Raw genomic sequence first — 19,119 nt, 5'->3', positions numbered from 1 at the left:
AACAGGTCTTCATGTGTCATCGGTAGGATGGTCGCCATGGGCCATGGACTCGCTGACAAAAACACCGCCACCACCCGCGAGCGCCTGGACGCCGTGGGCACCGCGGACGTAGCCGCCACCCTCCAGGCCCTGGCCACACCTTCCAGGCTACGGATCCTCGCCCGCCTGCAGGAAGGCCCCTGCGCGGTCGGAGACCTCGCCGAGGCCGTGGGCATGGAGCAGTCCGCCTGCTCCCACCAGCTCCGCCTGCTGCGCAACCTAGGTTTGGTCACCGGCGAACGACGGGGCCGCTCCATCGTCTACGCCCTGTATGACCACCACGTCGCCGAACTCCTCGACCAGGCGCTCTTCCACGTCGAGCACCTGCGCATGGGCCTGCGCGACACTCCCTCCGCATTGGCGCACTCAGCCGACGCGTAGCCGCTCGTATCCGCCCTGTCCGCGACCCGGGCTCAGATGCCGGGGAGCCCGGTGAAGGCTGCGACAAGGCCGAGGGCGGCGCAGATGCCGAGGGTGCGCAGGACGCTCCAGCGGAGCTTGAAGATCAGCAGCGCCGCGATCACGGTGATGGCCAGGGCTGTTGGGCGCAGCGTGGTGAGGTCAGGCAGGGGGATGTGCAGCGGGCCGAAATTCTTCTCGTCCACGTCGGTGAAGAGGGCGTGTTCGGCGAAGTAGAGGGCGAGATTGGCGATGACGCCGACGACCGCGGCGGTGATACCGGCCAGGGCAGCGGAGATCCTGCGGTGGCCGCGCAGGCGCTCGATGTACGGAGCGCCAAGGAATATGAACAAGAAGCACGGCACGAAGGTCACCCAGGTCGTCAGCAGGGCGCCGAGCAGGGCCGACGCCCACGGGTCGAGGCCGCCGGGATCGCGGTAGGCGCCGAGGAACGCGACGAACTGGACCACCATGATCAGCGGTCCCGGCGTCGTCTCGGCCAAGGCCAGGCCGCTGACCATCTCCTTGGCGCCGAGCCAGCCGTACGTCTGCACCGCCTGCTGCGCAACGAAGGCGAGAACCGCGTAGGCGCCCCCGAAGGTGACCAGCGCGGTGCCGGAGAAGAACAGTCCCTGGGTGGTGAACACGCTTCCGGTGCCCGTCAGTAGGGCGACGGCGGCCACCGGGACGGCCCACAGCAGCAGACCGGCTCCCAGGATGCGCCAGGTGCGCCGCCGGCAGGGCTGCTCGTGGTGCAGGGCGTCGTCCGGGATCAGCGGCGGCGGCCCGTCACCGGCTCCATGACCGGCCGGGGGGTTGAGCGCGGCAGGCTTGAAGCGGCCGATGAGCCAGCCGGCAAAGGCGGCGGCCGCGATGACCGCCGGGAACGGCACGGCGAACAGCGCCAGGGCAGCGAAGGAAACGGCGGCAAGGGCAATCAGCATCGGGTGGGTCAGGGAGCGTTTGGCGACCCGGGAGACGGCCTGGACAACGATTGCGACGACCGCCGGCGCGAGGCCGGCGAAGACGCCGACGAGAGCCGTGGTCGAGCCGAAGGCGACGTAGAGCGCGGACAGGGCGAGCAGGGCCAGGACGCCGGGCAGTACGAACAGGGTGCCGGCGATCAGACCGCCGCGCGTGCCGTTGAGGAGCCACCCGGTGTCGATGGCGAGCTGCTGCGCCTCTGGCCCGGGCAGGAGCATGCAGTAGCTCAGGGCGTGGTTGAACCGCTGCTGGCCGATCCAGCGTTTGTCCTCCACCAGGGCACGCTGCATCACCGCGATCTGCCCGGCCGGGCCGCGGAAGGTCTGCCAGGAGATCGCGAACCATGCCCGGCCCGCCCGCCTCAGCGCAATGACATCGCCGCCGACAGGGTCTTGATCCGCAGGGCCCGGCCCGCTGGGGGCCTGGTCGATGGCGGTCGCCGGTACTCCCTTTCGTCCTGATCAGGCCGTACGAGGCGGCCGGGGTTCGGACGGCTGGGAGGGGCGCGACCGCGCTCCCGGAACCCCTCCGTTGCTGTGCAACCACGGTGACGTCGCGTGTTGGGTCGCTGGAAGGGCAGGTCTCACGATGGACGTGAACAGTTCGTTGCAGCCTCGAACCGCGGCCGCGGCCGCGGCCGCCGCAGACCGGCCGGGCAGCCGTGCGGCGTCCTGCGGGGCCTTTCCATGACCGGCGACGACACCCACACCATGACCATCGCCAACCCCGTCCTCGACGGCCTCTACGCGTACTACCAGCGTGCGGTTGCGCTGGGCCGTGAGCCGGCCCGAAACCCGTGCGTGCCACCGCTCCGGCCGGTGGCTGCTCTCCCTGTATGCGAGACCAGCCAGTCCCGGATGTTGACGCGTTCGAGACGTCGGCCGGCCGCTGATCGCCCATGATGGAGCCGCCATCCCGCGGAGGGCTGGGGCCCGCGACAATGACCCAGGCCCTGCGCTACGCGCTCGCTACCGCACCCTGGGGGAACCGCATGTCCCGCGCCCACGCCCGCACCGCCGTTCTCGCCACCGCGCTGATAGCGGCCGTAGCGACAAGCGCCGTCCCGGCATTCGCGCACGTGGAAGTCGAAGCGGACGACGCCCGCGCCCTGGCCCAGAACGTCACCCTGACCTTCGTCGCGGAGTCCGAGTCCACGGCGGCCAGAATCACGAAACTGGAGGTGATCCTCCCCGACGGCCTGACCCCGCAGGACATCGCCTACAAGGAAGGCCCCAGCAATTGGAAGTTCGTGGCCGGTGACCGCGGCTACACGGTCTCGGGGCCGGCTGTCGCAGCGGGCAAAGACGCCTCCTACGCCGTGACCGTCCGCCAGCTCCCCGATGCCAAGACGCTGCCCTTCAAGACACTGCAGACCTACGACGACGGCCGCGTCGACCGGTGGATCGAACTGGAGAAGGCCACCGGCGGCGGCCACGGCGCCTCGGCTCCAATCCTAGCCCTGCAGCCGGCCGCGCCCGGAGCCGCTCCGGTCACCCCCAGCTCCAGCCCCGCCCCCGAGCCCACCATTGCGGCCCCCAGCCAGCCCACACCGGCACCGTCGACGGCGACCTCCGTCGGCGAGGACGACAACGGAACCTCCCTCGCGCTGCCCGTCACACTCGGTGCCGCCGTGCTCATCGTGGGCGGTGGCCTGCTGTGGTGGTTCAGGCGCCGCTCCGCTGGCGCCTGAGCCCCACAGCGCGAAGCTCGGACGAGCGGCGCCAAGGAACCGGCGCCTTGTGCCCGGTATGCACCGGGCCCGCCGCCTCAGTTGACGGCGGAACGCCAGGTCCGCCCCGTATCACGACATGGCTGGGGCGCCCTCGGTCGCTCATAGGGGTGGGGGTCTGCCCTATCGGGTCCTTGGGGCCTCGCGTGCGGTTCACAGTGGCTGCCAGGAGGGCGGGGTGATGCTTGCGGGGATTCCGCGAAGGCGGTTCCCGCCCCGGAGCATCCCGGTATTGGAGAGACGCCATGTCCGATAGACGTCGACGACGCCGCTGGCTGGCCGGTACCGGCATGGCCACGGTCGTGGCGGGCCTGCTCGTCACGTGGGCGGTCTTGGCCTCATCGCCGGAGAACGAGACCGAGACAGATGCCGGGGCCGGCGTTGCTGTGGGGGCCTATCTGCACTACGGGCCGCCAGGCGTGGAGCGGATGGAGGAGCTCTCTCGCTGGCTGGGTGGCACCGAACTGCGCGTCGGGCACACCTACCTTCCCGGCGACGTGTGGTCGAACATCGAGTCTTCACCTGATTTCCTGGGCAGCTGGGCGCGGTGGCGCCAAGCCAAGGCGGACCGGCTGTTCGTCCTGAACGTGCCCATGCAGGAGCGCAACGAGGCCGGTATTGCGGACGATGAGGTCGCCGAGCTGATCGCGGCGGGCGCCCAGGGAGAGTTCGACCACCATTTCAGGCGGCTGGCCGAGCAGTTGGTCAAGGCCGGGGTCCCCGACACGGTGGTCGTGCTCGGCTGGGAGATGAACGGCACCACCTACACCCACCGCTGCGGCCCCGACCCGGAGAACTGGAAGGTGTACTGGCGGAGGATCGTGTCCACCATGCGTTCGGCGGACGGTCAGCGTTTCGCCTTCGACTTCGCGCCGAACCGGGGTACCGACGCGGTCGCCTGGACGGAGTGCTACCCGGGTGACGACGTGGTCGACATCATCGGGATGGACTCCTATGACCAAGCACCGGGACGCACCTTCGACGATCACGTCAGCCAGCCGTACGGGCTCCAGGCGCACGTCGATTTTGCGAAGGGGCACGGCAAGCCGATCTCGTACCCGGAGTGGGGACTGTTCCGGCACGGCGACAATCCCGACTACATGCGCCGCATGCTCGCGTGGATCGCCGAGCACAAGCCGCTCTACCACAGCATCACCGATTACTGCCCGCACGGCGTGTGGCAGTGCGGTCAGAACCCGCAGTCGGCACAAGTCTTTCGCCATGCGCTCTCGGAGCGTTGAGCAACACGCGCTGCTGCGGGAGGGGGCCCAGGCTCGGAGCCGAGTTCATCGCCGCAACGGGCGGCGACGCGGACGCCTTCGGGAGTGCCGACCGCCTGGCCGGCTTCGCAGGCCTGGCCCTCACCCCCGAGATCCGGACGCGTCAGCGGCAACCTGCGCAGACCCTGCCGCTACCATCGCGGCCTGCTTAGAGGTCCTAACAAAGGCGTTGGACGTGGCGGTGGGTGATGAGGCAGGTGGCGAGTCCGAGGAAGGCCTCGTGGATGTCGTCGCGTCGTTCCCACCGGATCCGTAGCCGTCGGAAGCCGTGGAGCCAGGCGATGGTCCGTTCCACGACCCACCGGTAGACACCGAGGCCGGAGCCGTGAGGGACACCTAGGCGGGCGATCACCGGTTTGACGCCCAGCGCCCAGACCAGACGGCGGTATTTGTCGTGGTCGTAGCCGCGGTCACCGAGCAGGGTGTCGGGTCGGTTGCGTGGCCGTCCGACAATGCCGGCGACCGATGGGATCTTCTTCAGCAGGGGGATCAGCTGGGTGACGTCGTTGCGGTTCCCGCCGGTCAGCGAGACGGCGAGCGGGATCCCTTGGCCGTCGACGATGAGGTGGTGCTTGCTGCCCGGACGTGCGCGGTCGACCGGGCTGGGCCCGCTTTTGGGCCCCGTCGAGCGGCCCGGACGTGGGAGGAGTCGATCACCGCCCTCGACCAGTCCAGCTTCTTCGCGACCCGCAGCTTCTTCAGCAGCACCAGGTGCAGCTGGTCCCAGACGCCGGCGTCGTTCCATGCCGCCAGGCGCCGCCAGCAGGTCATGCCGGATCCGAAGCCCAGCTCCTGTGGCAGGTACTCCCACTGGATCCCGGTATGCAGTACGAACAAGATCCCGCAGAGGGCCTGCCGGTCCGGCACCCGAGGGCGTCCCTCCACCTGCTTCGGCCCGGGCGCAGGCAGCAACGGCTCGATGAGCGACCACAGTTCATCCGACATGATCCACGGCCGCGACTGGCGTTTCCCCACGGCCAGACCAACGACCAACCGAACCGAAAGTCACATGATCAACAACTTCTGTTAGGACCTCTTAGGACCATGTACGTGTCGGCGATGGCCATCCTCAAGTCCTGCCCGGCATCGAAGGCGTATTACCGGTGGAAAAGGAACGAAGGCCGAGCGGCAGCCGATGCGTCGTTCGCTCGGCGGCGTCGGTAGTACGCGACGGTGAGGATCGCCAGGAGCGGGCCCCAGGCGAGGAGCGGGGCGTACGTCGTCCACAGCGCCCAGGCGGCCGGACCGCTGGTAGGGAAACCGTCGCCGTTCTCGTTCAGTGGCTCCACGAAACCGAAGATCTGGTTCAGCACGGCGTACGCGCAGAGCATCATGATCAGCGCTGCCCCGAGTGCGGCCGGAATGACCACCGCCGGGATCGGGATTCGTCGACCTCGCAGCCCAGGCACCCAACGCGGGACGACTTCGCCCCACGGCCGCACCAGCCCGAGGGCGAGCAGCGCGAGTCCTTCGGAGACCACGGACAGCCCGAGCACGTACGGGCGTTCCCACACCGACCAGTGGTAGTCCGCGTCGTAGCCGGCCAGGCCCAGCACCAGCGCGACACGCCACAACCCAGACGGCAGGACACACAGTGGGATGGCATGGGCCACCCGGACCGCCCAGCGGGGAACGGGCTCGACGGCCCTGCGGCCGGCCGGCGCGCTGACTGGCATCTCGGCTGCCGTTGCTGCTGCTGTGTCCCTGGTATGCGTGGTCATGTGCGCCCCCCCGACGAGATCCGACGTTGTCGATCTTCGCGTGCGGGGTGGGTGCTCAGCGTCCGCCGCCGGGTTGACCAGCGCTCGTCCGTGCGACGGACGCCGGGCGCGACCACAGGATGACACCGCAGCGCCAGCGCGAGCGCGGCGGCGGCCTCCCGCCGGACTGGTCGCGCCGTGTGGGGCGACTCTGGAGGCGAGAGACTGCGAGGAGGCCCCGGGATGGTGCTCAGGTCGCCGGTAGAGCCGATGCTGGCGCAGGCTGCGGAGTCGGTGCCCGGCCCGGCAGCGCTGCGCGCGGGGGTGGCCTACGAACAAAAGCTGGACGGCCACCGGGCTCTCGTCTTCACCGCAGCAGGCCCGTCCGGGGAGGTGCTGGTGCAGACCCGCCGAGGGTCGCTGGTCCAGGACCGTTTCCCCGATCTGGTGGCCGCCGCTGAGCAGCTACCCGGCAGCCTGGTCCTCGATGGTGAGCTGGTCGTCTGGGACCCGGACGCTGGGCGCTTGTCGTTCGAGGCGTTGCAGCGCCGGGCCGCCGCCCGTGGCCGCAGCGCCCCGCCCCTGGCCGCCCGGTGGCCGGCCTACTTCGTCGCCTTCGACATCCTGCGACTGAACGGCCAAGAGCTGCTGCAGCGCCCCTACAAGGAACGACGCGCCCTCCTGGAGGCACTGTTCACTGACCATGCCCTGACGGCCCCATGGACCCTGTGTCCGATGACGACAGACCTAGTCAAGGCACGTGAATGGCTGGAGTCCTGGACGGACGTGAGTGGCGTCGAAGGCTTGGTGATCAAGCCACTGACCAGCCGCTATCTCACCGGATACAGAGGGTGGACCAAGGTCCGCCGCAGGGCGCCACCGAAGCGATCATCGGCGCGATCACCGGCACCCTGACCCGCCCCGGGCTCCTCGTCCTGGGACGCACAACGACGCGGCCGGCCGGCTGCGCGCGGTCGGCCGCACGGTCCCGCTGCGCCCGGCCATGTCCCGGCGGGTTGGCGAGCACCTCGTGGCGGCCGGCCCCGGGCATCCCTTCGACGGGGTGCGGTTCACGGCGGCGTGGGGAAGCCGCGACGTCCTGGACGTGGTGCTGGTCCGCCCGGATCTGGTGGCCGAGGTCAGCGCCGATCGAGCCGTCGACCGGGCGGCGTTTTCCGCTACCCGCTGCGCTTCCAGCGGCTGCGCATGGATGTGAGGGCGGACGATGTCCCGTCCTTCGGCGAAGGGCCGACTGCGGCGGCCGGCTGACCGCCGATCCAACGTTCGCTGCGCGCGGGCGGGGGGCCTGGTCCCGGTGTCCTGGTGCGAGGAGAACGGGGACGCAGCCGGCCCGGTGCTGGAGTGGCACCCCGGCGGCGGAATCCGGTGCGTCACGGCCGTCATCGCAGCGCTGCGTACAGCCGCGGGGCGGAGGCGCGCCACGGAGCTCCCGGCGGCCTAGGACAGGCCCTCGAGCGGCCGGAGAAAGCGGCGCTCGTACCGCTTGATGCAGCGGGTGTCACGAGCCAGTTCGAACGCTTCCTGACACTCCGCGTCGGACATGCTGTCGGTGCGGTACTGCTCGTACGCGGCCAGGCTGGGAAAAGAGAAGAGGGCGTAGGCGATGTCGCTGTCGCCCTCACTCGGCAGGAAGTAGCCGTGGTGAGTCCCGCCGAAACGGTTGACGAGCCGGACCCAGCGGCGACCGTATTCCTCGAAATCCTCAAGCTTGTCAGCGTCGACCTCGTACTTCAGATGAATAGTGATCATGCCTGAATGATGCCTGAATGATGCCTGGTGATGGTTCGGACTTCGTGATCAGAACCAGGGGAGGTACCTGCTGCTCTGGTAGTGCCCGGCGGGGAACCACGTGCCCGGACACAGAAGCCCCGGCAACGTCGGGGCTTTCACGCGTCACGGATCAGCCACAGACCGCCCACACCGGTCCCGGCGCCGACACCATGACGCTATGCGCACACACCACACCATCACCCTCCTCGCCGCCATCACCCTCCTCGCCCTCACCGGCTGCTCCGAGGCCGTCACCAGCGAGCCCAAGCCCGACGACAAGGTTGCCGCCTCGCCGTCCGCATCGCAGTCGAGCATCGCCCCCGAGGCGCTCAGCTCCGCAGCCGCAGCAGCCGGCATCCCGCCCAGCCCCGCCCCCGAGCAGCGCGCCATCTACCTCGCCGCGCTCAACAAGATCGACCCCGAGATCGTCAACGGCAAGGACGACAAAGCCATCAGCCGCGGACTGAGTCAGTGCCAGTCCATGAAGGACGAGAAGGAGGGGCCTCCCCCTGAGTGGTGGACACGCTGATACTGGATCTGCTTGATCCGGAGGAAGCGAGAAGACCGCCGATGGCGATGAAGGACTATGCGGACGAGTTCAAGGCCGATGCTGTGGCCCTGTACGAGTCCACACCCGGGGCGACGTACAAGAGCATCGCCGCTGACCTGGGCGTCAACCGGGCGACGCTGCGTGAGTGGGTGCTGCGGGATCGCGAACGCCGCGGCGTCACCGCCGAGACTGCGCGGCCGGCCGCCCGGCCGGCGGCGGTGGCGTCCGCCGATCCGGACGAGCGGGTCCGGCAGCTGGAGGCCCGGGTGGCGGAACTCGAGGCCAGCGAGCGCAAGCTCGCCACCGAGCGGGACATCCTCCGCAAGGCGGCCAAGTATTTCGCCGGAGAGACGAACTGGTGATCAGCCGCTTCCAGTTCGTTGACGACCACCGGTCCACCTACGAGGTGAAGCGGCTCTGCCAGATCCTGGACGTCAACCGCTCCAGCTACTACAAATGGCGCGCCGGCGCCAAGACCCGGGCCACCCGGCAGCACCAGGACCTGGTTTTGGCCGCGGAGATCCGCAAGGTCCACGGCGAGTCCGGCGGCGCCTACGGCTCCCCGCGCGTGACAGCCGAGCTCCGCGAGAAGGGACGGGTGGTCAACGAGAAGCGGGTCGCCCGAATCATGCGGACATACTCCATCGCCGGGATCCGCCTGCGCAGACGCGTGCGCACCACCGTCCCCGACCCGGCAGCCGGGCGGGTCGAGGACCTGTTCGGCCGGGACTTCACCGCCACCGAGCCGGGTCGCAAACTCATGGGTGACATCACCTATCTCCCCCTGCAGGGAGGCAAGTTCCTCTACCTCGCGACGGTACTGGACTGCTTCAGCCGCAAGGTGGTGGGCTGGTCCATCGCCGACCACATGCGGACCGACCTCGTCGCCGACGCCCTGCGGATGGCAGCCGCGACCCGCGGCTCCCTGGACGGGGCAGTGTTCCACTCCGATCACGGGGCCCAGTACGGATCCCGGGCCTTCGCCGCCCTCTGCGACGAGCTCGCGGTGACTCGGTCGATGGGCGCGGTCGGTACCAGCGCCGACAACGCCGCCTGCGAAAGCTTCCACGCCTCCCTGAAACGCGAGACCCTCCGAGGCGCCCACGACTACGGCGATGCCGACACCTGCCGCCGCACCGTCTTCGCCTGGCTGACCCGCTACAACACCCGCCGCCGGCACACCGCCAACGGCCACCTCAGCCCCGACGCATACGAACGACGACACACCGCTAAACTCACGCTCGCCGCGTGATCAATAGCCGCGTGCCCACCTTCATGGGGGAAGGCCCGGACCCGACCAAGCGTGTCGAGTCCACGAACCGGCGCTTCATCAGCCCCAACCATCCGGACGGATTCGGCCCCACCAAGGCCGCCTTCATCCTCGCCGCCGTACAGACCAATCTCTGCCCCACGTACTGACGGGGCCACAGACCACCAGACCGGCTGTACCGGATCGGCCTGTTGAGCCGTGGTGCTTCAGACAGGTGCGGATCGTCTTGCGGTCACGTCCCAGATGTCGCGCGATCGCCGAGATCGTCCAACCCTGACGACGCAGTGCGTGAACATCCACGTTCACCTCCCGCGTGAGCATCCAGGCCCCCGACCAGGCCGGACTTGCGCACGCAGGCTCTCCACGACACACCGACGCCCGACTCGTATATTGCGACCCGTGATCCGTGTGCATGATCACACCACCGAGACTGCCGCGGGTTCGCTCAGCGGTCACCAGGGCGTCGATGACGAGCTCGCTTCGCATGTGATTGGCGATCGCCCACCCGGCCAGCCGGCGAAAGCATAGGTCGATGACGGCATGCTCGGGCAGCTGCCCACGTCGAAGTTGACCGGGCCCGGGTCGATGCCGTCGGCCAGCAGCCCCCACCGATCCCTCGTACGCGGCTGCAACGCCACAAGATCCTCAACAAGGCCTGAATTTGCTCCAGGTGCCCGTCTGGTTGGAGCTGTCGACTCGTCTCGTCAGGGGTCGACGCGAGCGCCCGCTGTGTTCCCCGTGGACGGCACCGCACCGGAGTGGAGGTGCCACCGGGAACGGTTAGGGTGCGTCGGAAACGTGATCGCGCACTCGTGGGGGATGGAATGACAGTTCACCGGCCCGGACTGCCGCAGGACCTGCCCGCGCCGGAGGTCCTGTGGGCCCGGTGGAGCGTGGTTGCCGTGCTGGAGGCGACGACCGTAGCGGAGCAGAAGCCGCCGGTCCACCGCACGGGCTGCTGGATCGACGACCGTGGGCTGCACTTCGATGACTGCGGCTGCACCTGGTGGACGCTGACGCCGCTGGGCGGGGACCGGTTCGTGCTCTTCGGCGAGGACGAGTCCAGCGGGGTCAAGTGGCACGAGCCGCCGGTCGACATACTGGCCGGGGCTCCGGACTGGCTCCCCCACGACGAGCTCCGTGAGCTGATTGCTGGGAACGAGCTGGGGTGCGTGTACTGGTCCGAGAACGGGTCCTGGGCGCGGGCTCCGTACCCGGCGGACCTCGATGACGACGGTCTCGACTGCGGGTTGAGCCGTTTCGTGAACGAGGACGAGCTGCTGCGGGAGCTCGACGGCGGGGCGGTCCTCGGGGAGGACCGCGCGGAGCTGGTGCGCCGCGCCGAGCGGTACGAGCTGACGCCGGAGCTGCTGGCGACCCTCGTGCGCGGTTCGGGCGGCGAGCCCGCTGACCTGCCGGCCATGCTGCGCGCCCTGCGGCGCTCGGGCCTGTCTCACGGGAGCCCGCAGCCGGCCGCGTGACGTCGGGGGCTTCCCTCGGCGAATGGGGGATGGTGAGCGCTTGACGCAGTCCCTCGACGATCAGTCGGGACGCCGCAACGACCACTAGAACGGAAGGGCGGCGGGCTCCACACGTGTTCACGGGGGATGGTCAGCTGGTGGTGGTGGTGGCGGCAGGGTGGCCGGACAGATGAGGTTGATGGTGTCCTCGGTGTGGGTGTCGAGGGTGATGTCGTACGTCCGGGCCATCTGCTGGAGCCGGGCGATCTGTGACCGGCCGTTGATGTAGTGCCTGGGCTGGTTCTGTGACCTGGGTGTGTTCAGGTTGGTTGGCTGGTGCCTGGGTGTGGCGGGTGCTGTTGTGGTGGTCGGGGTTGGCCGGCCGAGGTCAGCGCGGGGCTACATGAAGGTCCTCACCCCGGCCGAAGTTTTCCACTACAGCGACCACGCCTTGCGCCATCACAGTGGCGCGTACCACCTTGTACGCACCGACCGTGCCCACCGCTTCGACGGAGCTTCGGCAGCGCCACTGAATGTGCTGCGTACGACCGTTGGCCGCCTCGTGCGAGCCGGCCTCCCGGCCCGCCTGTTCGCGCCGTCACCCCAGGAGCCGGCCAGAAGTACTTCACGTGAACCAAGCCAGAGAGCTATGCCGCGCACGCTGGGGACGGCACCTCCAACGTCCGACGCGTCAGCACGGCCCCTGACCTGGGGTGGGGATCTCCCCGGTTGCGGCGTGGCAGTGTCAGCGTCAGGTGTCAGCCGGGAGTCACACGGGCAGCAGGCGGCGGGGGCGGCCTCGGTGGCCGTGGCCCGGTCCGAGCAGCACCGGACCTCGAGCTGGTCCGAGGGCGGCGGGCTGGCCCCCGGTCCGGAGCGGACAAGTCCTCTCACGCATTGAGGGTGGGGTGGGCAAGCCTGGCTGCTGCAGCAGCGACAGCCTTCGCGCGTGTGGGCGAGCCGGGCTCTCCCACGGTCGAAGGAGGGCAAGGGGCGGCTACTCAGGAGCGGTGACGGGCGGGCAAGGGGCGGCCGTAAGCCTGGCGGTGCGAGTACGCGTGGGGGAAGTATCGGGGGAGGGATCAGGGGACGGGTGGGGGGAAGTGTCCGGGGAACTAGGGGGGAAGGGTCCACCGGAGGCACGGACGCGTTGTGCCCGGTCAGGCCCCGTGTTCTGGCCGGGGAGTGCCCGGAATTTCTTTGTGGGTGTGGGTGTGGGTGTGGGTGGTTGAGGGTCGGGGCGGGTGAGGTCGGTTTGCTGGTGCTGTTTTGTAAGGGATGGCAGTTCATGGCGGCTCGCGGGGCGAAGATCGCCGGACGGACTGCGCTTTCGTGACCGGGGCTTCGGGACGGGGGCACCGCCCTGACCTGCGGTGGGGAGGAAACCGGTGAGGTCACCGGTGCCGGGACAGGTAGGGGCAGTACCCCGGCGGCGAGGGCCGTCTGTGGGCTGATGAAGGGTGGGAAAGTGGAGAAGGAAACCTGGTATGCAGCGGAGCCCCGCAAGCGGCTGCATCCGATGCTGCGTCTGCTGGGCAACCTGGCGCTCTGTGTGGGCCAGCTCATCTTCGTGATCGCCGTGGTTACGCGTTTCGATACCGCGTGGCGGTGGCTTGTTGTCCCGATCGGGCTCTGGGTCATAGCTGGCGATGGCCGGGGTGTGGCGTTGGCGGTGCAAGATCTTCGGCGGCGTGACGCCTTGGTGCAGGAGTAGGACGAGCTGCGCTGTGACCGACTTGGCCACGGTCACCAGCAGGTACCCGGCAGCCTGTGCAGAGGTGTGCCACCGCCCAGCCCGGTGCGGGCAGAATCGATCGAGGTGATGTGCCGGTGACGACGGCCTACAACCAGTGGACACAGTTCGATCGACGGCACCGGCGCTCTCCTCGCTCGCTTCGGCGGCTGGAGCCATTACGGCTGGCCTTCTCTCCGGCGCGGACACTCCGCGCCGGGTGGGGGGCGTTAGTTGGCGCCAGCCTTGGCTACGTCGCGTTCTGCGGGTGTGACGCACGGTGTGTCTCCGTCGAAGCTTTCGCGCCATACGTAGCCCGACTGGCAGGTGTCGGGTCCGTAGGCGCCGCCGTTGGGGTCGCGGTGGGGGTTGCCGCGGGCGTCGTAGTCGCCGTACTCGACGGTGTCCTCGGGCGCTCCGGGGATGTCGGTGAGGACGCTTGCGCGACCTGGGAGGGGGCTGTGGGTGTGGTTGCTGCTGTGGCGGGTACGGCGATGGCGCCGGAGATGAAGGCGGCTGAGGCGAAGGCCAGCAGGTAGCGGGAGGTGCGTCGCGCGGGCCGGGCGTTGCGGGAGCGGTGCGTGGTGGGGGACATGAAAGCGTTCCTCGCAGGTGGGGGGCGGTGGAAGGTGCCGTCGCTGCCTGCTTCCAGTAGGCGTCATGCCGGCGGGGGCTGGTCATGTCACCAGAAGTCGGGGCTTGACACCTGTGGGAAGGCTCTGCATGCCTGCCGGCCCCTGCGCTCGGGGACGCCGTGTGCAGGGCCGCTCTTGGTCGCGGCAAGACCTGAGACAACCCCGCAGCGGCCTGCTCGCGGGCCGCCCGGCTCGCTGACCTCTATCAAGCCACGGGTTTCCGGGCCGTGACCGTGGGCCGTGGGCGGGGGGCGCAATGGGATGACACCGAGGACGGCAGGGCGGGTATCCCGCCCCACCGCATCCCCCCCGTATCCCACGAAGTCTTTCGCCATGACCGTCACCGGCACCCGTCGTCCCGTCCCCGTCCTGATCGCCACCGTCCTGGCGGGGGCGGGCGCCTCGCTCTCCTCCACCGCTTTCGCCGCGCCCAGCACCGCCGCGACCGAGGCCATGACCAGCGTGGCCGTCACCACAGACACCGACCCGCCGCGGCCGGTCAAGCACATCACCAAGGGCACGTGGAGGCCCGAGCGTCCGGTCGAGCACCTCACCAAGGGCGCGTGGACCTCCGAGTCCGTCCTCGGGCCGGGAGCCCACGGAGGCGATAGAGGTTCGGGGAGTTCTTCTGAGTCTCAGTCGCCGGCCGACATCGATTACTGGCCGGTATCGGACCCGTGGTGAGCAAGGTGCTCGGCCGCGCCCGCCCCCTCGGGTGGATACAGCCCCCGGGCGGCCGGGAACCGGGCCTGTCGGGGCGGGTGGACCCTGGAAGAGGGGGGCGAGGAGAAGGGCTGCGGGGTGACGCTGTGCCCGCCGGTTGAGCCGATGCTGGCGCAGGCCGCCGAGGCCCTGCCCGGCCCCGGAACGCTCGTAGGCGGCGCCGCCTACGAGCAGAAGTTTGACGGCCACCGCGCGATCCTGTTCACGGCCGCCGCCGGCGGGCGGGTGGTGTTGCAGACCCGCCGCGGGTCCCTCGTGCAGGAACGGTTCCCCGACTGGTGGCGGCGGCCGGGCAGTAGTTGCCGGGCGGCCTGGTCCTCGATGGGGAGCTGCTGGTGTGGGATTCGGAGGCGGGTCGGCTGCCGCGCTGACGCGGCCGCTTCACCGGCGGACGGCAGCCTCTGATCGAGCACAGGCGCACTCACCGGACCTCCTCCGCCTGCCTCGGGTGCCTGTCACCGGGCGGGCCGGCCGGTCCTGCTACCAACTGCGCGATTTCGTCCTTCTCGGCGTTGTGGCTCTACGGCGGGTTGTTTCACGACGTGATGCGGGAGTTGCTGATGCGGAGCTCGGTGCTGCTTGCGCGTCCGGCCGGATGGGCAGCCGTGTGCCGGAGGCCGACCACCTGGTGGGGGCCGGCCTCCGTTGCTGAGTAGGGAGGGTCAGGCCACTGGTACGAGCGAGTCTGTTGCGCTACTTGCTGGACCACGCGACGACGCCCCGCCGGTGGCCGGGGCCTTCTGCGGGGCGTCGGGGGACGTGGGTTCAGAGCGGGCGGATGTTCTCCGCCTGCGGGCCCTTCTGGCCCTGGGTGACGTCGAACTCGACTTTCTGGCCTTCCTGGAGCTCACGGAAGCCCTGGGCGGCGATGTTGGAGTAGTGGGCGAACACGTCAGCGCCGCCACCGTCCTGCTCGATGAAACCGAAGCCCTTCTCGGCGTTGAACCACTTCACGGTGCCCGTAGCCATGCTGTTCTCCTCAACGTGCGCAACCGCTGGCGCCCGCACTGCGCGACCGCCGTGCCCGGCCGGCCTCACGCGATCGCCATCCCGGACACCCAGACGCCCGTGACGCGATCACGGCGGGCAGCGGCTCGGAACCGCGACTGCTCCTGGCAACCACGTTATCGCTTCGAGATCTTGCCGCAAAGGACACAGGCCCACATGTCCGCGAGGCCGCGGTGAAGCGAAGATCTTGCCGTGGTGGCAGGGAGTCCTGGCTGTGGGTCTGCGGTATACCGAGTGCGCCGCAGCGCATTGGTCACCCTCTGTATCGGATTGGCTACGCCCCTGACCACCCGGTACCTGCCCGGATACAGAGGTGGACCAAGGTCCGACCTGCAGGCCGGCACGCCGGGTTTCGCCGCTCAGTCAGTCCGAGGCCAGCCGCAGTTTGGGGTAGCTGCCGACCTGGAGACGCCACTTTCCCTCGGAGCCGGTGTGGAGCAGGTCGTGGACCATGACAGTGTCGTCGTCTACGCACTAGGAAGCAGGTGAGCAGTTGGTCCTCGGTGGAGCGTATGGGGAGGAACCGGTCATCGCCGCGGAGCTCCCCGGTCAGGTCGCGGAAGGTCAGTACGAGGTGTCCACCGGGACGTAGGGCATACGCCGCGCTGTCCAGGAGGGAGCGGACGTCGGCAGGGCTGGACAGGTGGGTCAAAGTGTCGCCCATGCACACGATCGCGGCCGCGGTGCCTGATTCTGCCACGTGGCGGAGGGCACCCAGGAGGTCCGCGCGCACGCTGCGTACGGCGCCCGCGACGCCGGCAGTTTCGGCATGCGCGACGACTTCGTCGAGCAGCACCTGGCTGAGGTCCACGGCGGTGACGGGGGAGAAGCCGAGGTGTGCCAGGGCCAGGGTCTGCGGGCCAGGCCCGGACCCGAGGTCGACGGCTGCGTCCCCGTCCGCCACGGGCCGTACTCCCAGCCCCCGAAGGAGTTCGGCCTGCTCACGGGCGACCGCGTGAATGTCGCTGCCGAGCATCCAGGTGTAGTGCGCGGCGAGCATCCGGTCGTAGTGCTCAGGAGGGGTGGTCATGGGGATGATGTCCTTTGGCCGGTGCTCCAGTGGTCAGGTGGTCCGGTGGCGCGCGGCAAGCGCAGCGACTCCGTGAAGAGCTACAGGGAATTCAGGTTCACGGCATCGGCCATCGCTCGGTAGCCGGCGTCGTTGGGGTGGAGTCCGTCCTTGCTGGCGTAGGCGGGGAGCAGATGTTCGGGGCTCAGCGGATCGGCGAGGACGCGGTCGAAGTCCACGACGGCTTCGTACGCGCCGCTCGTGCGGATCCACTGGTTGAGTGCGGCGCGGGTCTCGGCGGGAGTTCCGCTCTCCAGGCCCTTGCCGGGCGGAAGCGTCGCGCCGATGACGGTGATCCCCCGGGCGTGGGCAGCGCGGATCAGCGCGCGGTGGCCTTCGATCAGCTCGGCAGCAGTCACGTGCCTGTTGGTGGTGGTGCAGGCGTTCGCGGCGGTTTCGCCCATGAGGATGTCGTTGGTTCCCTCCAGCACGATCACAGTGCCCACTCGGGTCTGGTCGAGGACATCGTGCTGGAATCGGGTCGTGGCCTTCTCTCCGAAGCACGCCGAGTCGCTCAGTACTCGGTTGCCGCCGATGCCGGCGTTGAGGACCGGGCGCTGACGTCCCTCGGCCGTCAGGCGGCGGGAGAGCTGATCGGGGTAGCGGTTGTCGGCTTCGGGGGTCGAGGCTGCGCCGTCGGTGAGGGAGTCGCCGAAGGCGACGATCGCGTCCCGCCGACCTCCCACCGGTTTCGCGGCGACGTCGACGCCTTCGAGGAAGTACCAGGACGAGCTTTCCTGCTCGAAGGCGTCCGCGCTGACGTCTGCGCGGTGGTCGCCGTCGGCCCGGTACGCGGTCTCCATAGCCACGTTGTGGAAGGTGGCAGGGCCCGAGGGACCGTTGAAGAACAGGGTGATGCTGAGCCGGTCACCCGTCTTCACCGTCAGCCGTACCGGGTCGCTGGCCGGTCGGGCCCCAGGCTGGATCGAAGCGGAGGCGGATCCGTCGAAGGTCAGCGTGCGCAGGGTCCCGGGTCGGACAACTGCACCCTCGGCAGACATGCCGACCGTGGCACCGGTCAGTCGCAGCGGGGTCGTCCCGAAGGCGTTGGACAGGCGTACGCGCAGTTCGGAACCGGTGGTGCCCACTCTCACGGTCTGACGTACGGACTGGTTGTGAAAGCCCGCGTCGGCCCAGGTCGGGTACCAGCTCTGGGAGGGACGTTGGACGGCCGTGCTCCAGCCGGCGACCCACTGGTGTGATCGCGGGGAGACGGTGGCCGCGTGTGCGGGCGCCGGGGCGGCAACCAGGAGAGTAGCCAAGGTGGCGGCAGCCAGAGGGAGGCGGGGCAAGGGACGCATCGTGTGTTCTTTCGTATGGGGCTAATAGGTGAGGACGGGGCACGGCACAGCCGGGGGCAGCGGTTCATGGCGGTTCAGGCAGCCCAGTGCTCGCCCCCGTGTTCGGCAGCTCGTATCGGCTCGTACCTGAGCCGTGTCGCGCGGTGTCAGGCAGTGAGACCCAGGGCGAGCGTGGCCGTGACCGGAGCCAGGTAGAGCAGCGGGAAGGCGACGGTCTTGTACGAGCGAGCCCTCAGCACGGTGATGACAGCGCCGAGGAAGTAGAGGACCAGGCCGGTGCCGGCCAGCACCCCGACCACCGGCACGGCCAACCCCATCAGCAGGCCTGCCGCGCCGGCGAGCTTGGCCAGGGCGAGCGGAGTCCACCAGGATCGCGGTACCTCGTACTGGACGAGGGGTTCCACGACGAATTGTGCTCTGCGCATCAGGGAAAGGCCGGAAAAGCCGACCCAGGCAGCGGTCAGAATGGTGACGGCGACGGTGGTGGACATGCGGATACTCCAAGGTTCGCTGGGCGCGAGAGATGTGAAGGGTGTGGGCCCGGAAGGCTCGGAAACTCGTCGGTGACGGCTGTGATAAGCAGGTCCCGGCCGGCGATCCGCTGTACCGCTGTCGCCGTGGGATGACGGTCACGAGGCGAGGAACGCTTCCCAGTCGCGGCCGACGATCCGGGCGTCGCCGCCGGTGAGGTTGGCGCCCGCTCGGTAGGCGCGGCCCACCCTGCCGGGGAGTCGGACCGGCAGGGTGCGGCGCGGTGTGGCACCGGCGGCGACGCGCTGCGCGGCGGCCAGTTCGGGCAGCGTGTACACACCCGGCCCGGCCAGGTCGGGTACCCGTCCGGCTGGCTCGCCGAGTGTCAACTCGACCAGCCGGGTGGCTACTTCCACGGCGTCCACGGGCTGGAAGCGCAGTCCGCCCGGCGCCGGCACCAGTGGCATCCGGCGCATCGCGCCGACCATCTTCAGCAGCAGCTCGTTGACCTGCGCGGCCCGCAGCACGGTCCAGCCGATCCCCGACTCCGTGACGGCTCGCTCGGCGCCCGCCTTCGCCCGGAAGTACCCGAGCGGCATCGCGTCCGCACCGACCACTGACACCAGGACCAGGTGCTTCACCGTCCCGGCGGCCCGTGCGGCCCGCACCAGCCGTGCGGTCGCCGCATCGTCGCCCTTCGGGCCGCCGGCCAGGTGCAGTACGGTCTCGGCGCCGCCGATCAGCGCCGGGTCCAGTTCGCCGTCGGCCAGCAGGTCGGCCCGTACGTACGCAACGCGCGGATCCGGTGCGATGTCCGCGGGGCGGCCCCCACGGGACAGAACGCGGACTGTGCGACCGGCCGCGACCAGGAGCGGGACGGTGAGGCGGCCGATGGTGCCCGTGCCGCCGGTGACCAGGACGGGGGTGTTGATCTTGCGGGTCATGATGGTGTCTCCTCGAACGTGGCACCGCGGGGAT

At 69.5% G+C, this 19,119-nt stretch carries 19 protein-coding genes and 4 pseudogenes; 13 read left to right on the top strand and 10 right to left on the bottom strand.

The window, feature by feature from the left end; genetic code table 11:
• Nucleotides 1-36 precede the first annotated feature (36 nt).
• On the top strand, nt 37-420 hold the full coding sequence (locus tag AC6CKD_RS32800; RefSeq protein WP_498332443.1) for an ArsR/SmtB family transcription factor: 384 nt from the start codon (nt 37-39) through the stop codon (nt 418-420).
• 32 nt (nt 421-452) lie between these two features.
• Here AC6CKD_RS32800 and chrA read toward each other — a convergent pair whose 3' ends face one another.
• A complete protein-coding gene (gene chrA / locus AC6CKD_RS32795; RefSeq protein WP_498332476.1) occupies nt 453-1,853 on the bottom strand; it encodes a chromate efflux transporter in 1,401 nt (466 codons plus the stop codon).
• 509 nt (nt 1,854-2,362) lie between these two features.
• Between chrA and AC6CKD_RS32790 the strand changes: the two genes are divergently transcribed.
• The 3 genes and pseudogenes from AC6CKD_RS32790 to AC6CKD_RS32780 all read left to right on the top strand — a co-directional run.
• On the top strand, nt 2,363-3,112 hold the full coding sequence (locus tag AC6CKD_RS32790) for a DUF1775 domain-containing protein (protein ID WP_498332442.1): 750 nt from the start codon (nt 2,363-2,365) through the stop codon (nt 3,110-3,112).
• A 284-nt stretch (nt 3,113-3,396) separates the two neighbouring features.
• A pseudogene (locus AC6CKD_RS32785) lies at nt 3,397-4,383 on the top strand (glycoside hydrolase family 26 protein); the annotation flags it as partial.
• 26 nt (nt 4,384-4,409) lie between these two features.
• Nucleotides 4,410-4,584: pseudogene (locus tag AC6CKD_RS32780) on the top strand (transposase); the annotation flags it as partial.
• Between the two features lie 4 nt (nt 4,585-4,588).
• On the opposite strand, the gene AC6CKD_RS32775 reads toward AC6CKD_RS32780, so the two are convergent.
• Nucleotides 4,589-5,376, bottom strand: a protein-coding gene (locus tag AC6CKD_RS32775) for an IS5 family transposase (protein ID WP_498332441.1) whose coding sequence is annotated in 2 segments (ribosomal slippage) — nt 4,589-5,061 and nt 5,061-5,376 — 789 coding nt in all. Because the reading frame shifts where the segments join, the coding sequence is not laid out codon by codon here.
• A gap of 152 nt (nt 5,377-5,528) precedes the next feature.
• Complete coding sequence (locus AC6CKD_RS32770) at nt 5,529-6,005, bottom strand: hypothetical protein (RefSeq protein ID WP_498332440.1); 477 nt, start codon at nt 6,003-6,005, stop codon at nt 5,529-5,531.
• Between the two features lie 369 nt (nt 6,006-6,374).
• Between AC6CKD_RS32770 and AC6CKD_RS32765 the strand changes: the two genes are divergently transcribed.
• Nucleotides 6,375-7,046 carry an ATP-dependent DNA ligase gene (locus AC6CKD_RS32765; RefSeq protein WP_498332439.1) on the top strand — a complete coding sequence of 224 codons (672 nt, stop codon included), beginning with the start codon at nt 6,375-6,377 and terminating at the stop codon, nt 7,044-7,046.
• A gap of 88 nt (nt 7,047-7,134) precedes the next feature.
• On the top strand, nt 7,135-7,347 hold the full coding sequence (locus tag AC6CKD_RS32760; protein ID WP_498332438.1) for a hypothetical protein: 213 nt from the start codon (nt 7,135-7,137) through the stop codon (nt 7,345-7,347).
• 242 nt (nt 7,348-7,589) lie between these two features.
• On the opposite strand, the gene AC6CKD_RS32755 is transcribed toward AC6CKD_RS32760, so the two are convergent.
• The gene (locus AC6CKD_RS32755; protein ID WP_498332437.1) at nt 7,590-7,901 is read right to left on the bottom strand and encodes an NIPSNAP family protein; all 312 of its coding nucleotides are present in this window, start codon (nt 7,899-7,901) and stop codon (nt 7,590-7,592) included.
• Nucleotides 7,902-8,100: 199 nt separating this feature from the next.
• Between AC6CKD_RS32755 and AC6CKD_RS32750 the strand changes: the two genes are divergently transcribed.
• From AC6CKD_RS32750 to AC6CKD_RS32740, 3 genes are all read left to right on the top strand, one after another.
• On the top strand, nt 8,101-8,451 hold the full coding sequence (locus AC6CKD_RS32750) for a hypothetical protein (protein WP_498332436.1): 351 nt from the start codon (nt 8,101-8,103) through the stop codon (nt 8,449-8,451).
• Nucleotides 8,452-8,492: 41 nt separating this feature from the next.
• A protein-coding gene (locus AC6CKD_RS32745; RefSeq protein WP_498332435.1) for an IS3 family transposase occupies nt 8,493-9,724 on the top strand; the annotation gives its coding sequence in 2 pieces (ribosomal slippage) (nt 8,493-8,813 and nt 8,816-9,724; 1,230 coding nt in all).
• On the top strand, nt 9,721-9,891 hold the full coding sequence (locus AC6CKD_RS32740) for a hypothetical protein (protein WP_498332434.1): 171 nt from the start codon (nt 9,721-9,723) through the stop codon (nt 9,889-9,891). The genes AC6CKD_RS32745 and AC6CKD_RS32740 overlap by 4 nt, the downstream gene beginning before the upstream one ends.
• Before the next feature lie 226 nt (nt 9,892-10,117).
• Here the strand turns inward: AC6CKD_RS32740 and AC6CKD_RS32735 are convergent.
• Nucleotides 10,118-10,351 (bottom strand): annotated as a pseudogene (locus AC6CKD_RS32735) (DDE-type integrase/transposase/recombinase); the annotation flags it as partial.
• 215 nt (nt 10,352-10,566) lie between these two features.
• On the opposite strand from AC6CKD_RS32735, the gene AC6CKD_RS32730 reads away from it, so the two are divergent.
• The 4 genes from AC6CKD_RS32730 to AC6CKD_RS32715 all read left to right on the top strand — a co-directional run bounded on the left by AC6CKD_RS32730 (nt 10,567) and on the right by AC6CKD_RS32715 (nt 14,697).
• The gene (locus tag AC6CKD_RS32730) at nt 10,567-11,223 is read left to right on the top strand and encodes a hypothetical protein (RefSeq protein WP_498332433.1); all 657 of its coding nucleotides are present in this window, start codon (nt 10,567-10,569) and stop codon (nt 11,221-11,223) included.
• Nucleotides 11,224-12,670: 1,447 nt separating this feature from the next.
• On the top strand, nt 12,671-12,916 hold the full coding sequence (locus tag AC6CKD_RS32725) for a hypothetical protein (RefSeq protein WP_498332432.1): 246 nt from the start codon (nt 12,671-12,673) through the stop codon (nt 12,914-12,916).
• Between the two features lie 986 nt (nt 12,917-13,902).
• On the top strand, nt 13,903-14,253 hold the full coding sequence (locus AC6CKD_RS32720) for a hypothetical protein (protein ID WP_498332431.1): 351 nt from the start codon (nt 13,903-13,905) through the stop codon (nt 14,251-14,253).
• 117 nt (nt 14,254-14,370) lie between these two features.
• Nucleotides 14,371-14,697 carry a hypothetical protein gene (locus AC6CKD_RS32715; protein WP_498332430.1) on the top strand — a complete coding sequence of 109 codons (327 nt, stop codon included), beginning with the start codon at nt 14,371-14,373 and terminating at the stop codon, nt 14,695-14,697.
• Nucleotides 14,698-15,057: 360 nt separating this feature from the next.
• Here AC6CKD_RS32715 and AC6CKD_RS32710 read toward each other — a convergent pair whose 3' ends face one another.
• The 5 genes and pseudogenes from AC6CKD_RS32710 to AC6CKD_RS32690 all read right to left on the bottom strand — a co-directional run bounded on the left by AC6CKD_RS32710 (nt 15,058) and on the right by AC6CKD_RS32690 (nt 19,085).
• Nucleotides 15,058-15,261 (bottom strand): cold-shock protein, encoded by a 204-nt coding sequence (locus AC6CKD_RS32710; protein ID WP_498332429.1) that lies wholly within the window; start codon nt 15,259-15,261, stop codon nt 15,058-15,060.
• A 664-nt stretch (nt 15,262-15,925) separates the two neighbouring features.
• Nucleotides 15,926-16,276, bottom strand: a pseudogene (locus AC6CKD_RS32705) (SAM-dependent methyltransferase); the annotation flags it as partial.
• A gap of 134 nt (nt 16,277-16,410) precedes the next feature.
• The gene (locus tag AC6CKD_RS32700) at nt 16,411-17,670 is read right to left on the bottom strand and encodes an SGNH/GDSL hydrolase family protein (protein WP_498332428.1); all 1,260 of its coding nucleotides are present in this window, start codon (nt 17,668-17,670) and stop codon (nt 16,411-16,413) included.
• 146 nt (nt 17,671-17,816) lie between these two features.
• Nucleotides 17,817-18,161 carry a DoxX family protein gene (locus AC6CKD_RS32695; RefSeq protein ID WP_401176829.1) on the bottom strand — a complete coding sequence of 115 codons (345 nt, stop codon included), beginning with the start codon at nt 18,159-18,161 and terminating at the stop codon, nt 17,817-17,819.
• A gap of 138 nt (nt 18,162-18,299) precedes the next feature.
• Nucleotides 18,300-19,085, bottom strand: a complete 786-nt coding sequence (locus AC6CKD_RS32690; protein ID WP_498332427.1) for an SDR family oxidoreductase — start codon at nt 19,083-19,085, stop codon at nt 18,300-18,302.
• Nucleotides 19,086-19,119 lie beyond the last annotated feature (34 nt).

The sequence above is a fragment of the Streptomyces sp. GQ60 genome, assembly GCF_059758875.1.
Note: the sequence above shows the minus strand (reverse complement) of the source record. Positions and strands in the feature narration are given on the sequence as shown.